Annotated in this window: 1 protein-coding gene; it reads left to right on the plus strand. The window is 64.9% G+C overall.

Translation table 11 applies throughout. The features are described 5' to 3' along the window. Positions 1 to 1,067: calcium-binding protein (locus tag C6P61_RS15520; RefSeq protein WP_146115070.1), on the plus strand; the 1,067-nt coding region annotated here is incomplete at both ends.

Consider the following 1,067-nt stretch of genomic DNA (forward strand, 5'->3'; position numbering starts at 1 on the left):
GGCAACGACACGATTCAAGGCCTGGGCGGCAACGACACCATCGACGGCCAAGCCGGCAGTGACTCGCTGCTGGGTGGTGATGGCGACGACCGCATCGAGGGCAACTTCGGCAACGACAGCCTGTACGGTGGCAACGGCAACGACACCCTCACCGACGACCAGGGCTCCAACCTGCTCGACGGCGGCGCCGGCAGCGACAACCTGACCTCGCGCTCCCTGTCGGGCCAGCACACCCTGCTGGGCGGCACCGGCAACGACACCCTCAACGCCACCGGCCAGACAGTCTCCCTCGACGGCGGCGACCAGGACGACTCTCTATCTGCGACCGGTCAGTTGTACCAAAGTGGCAGCAGCAGTTACGTCTCGGGCGGCAACGCCACCCTGCTGGGCGGCACCGGTACCGACAACCTGAGTGTCAGCTACTACAGCAACGCCAGCCTCGACGGTGGTGAAGGCAACGACTGGCTGGATGTCAGCCAAACCCGTTCCGCCACCCTGCAAGGCGGCACCGGAGAGGACAGCCTTTCCGTCAATTTTAGTGGCTATGCCAGCAACCAAACCGATGGTGATAGCAGCCTGCCTGAGAACTATGAACTCGACGGTGGCGACGACAACGACACACTGACCGTCAGCGGCTCCAGCTATGTATATTATGGGCAAACTACCGTCAGCCTGCGCGGCGGTGCAGGCAACGATACCCTGCGCGTCACAGACAACTACGCTGGGGACACCGGCACCGAAGGTGACCGCCGCGGCATTGCCCAGGCCACGCTGGACGGCGGCGCGGGCGACGACAGGCTAGAAGCCGGCGGCGTGCTGCAGCTGACCCTGACCGGCGGCACGGGGATCGATACCTTCGTCCTGACCGCTCAGCAGTACCGCACCTTGCTCGAGGGCACGCGCAGCTTCTACAGCGGCGGCAGCCTCAGCATGGGCACTGCTACCAACGTCACGGCTGATCCGATCACCATCACCGACTTTGCCGCCGGCGCCGGCGGCGATGTGCTGGACTACTCCGACCTGCTGCGCAACGGCACCCTGAGCTATGACGGCAGCAACCCGTTTGG

This window comes from Malikia spinosa, from assembly GCF_002980625.1.
In the GTDB taxonomy this organism is placed as follows: domain Bacteria; phylum Pseudomonadota; class Gammaproteobacteria; order Burkholderiales; family Burkholderiaceae_C; genus Malikia; species Malikia spinosa.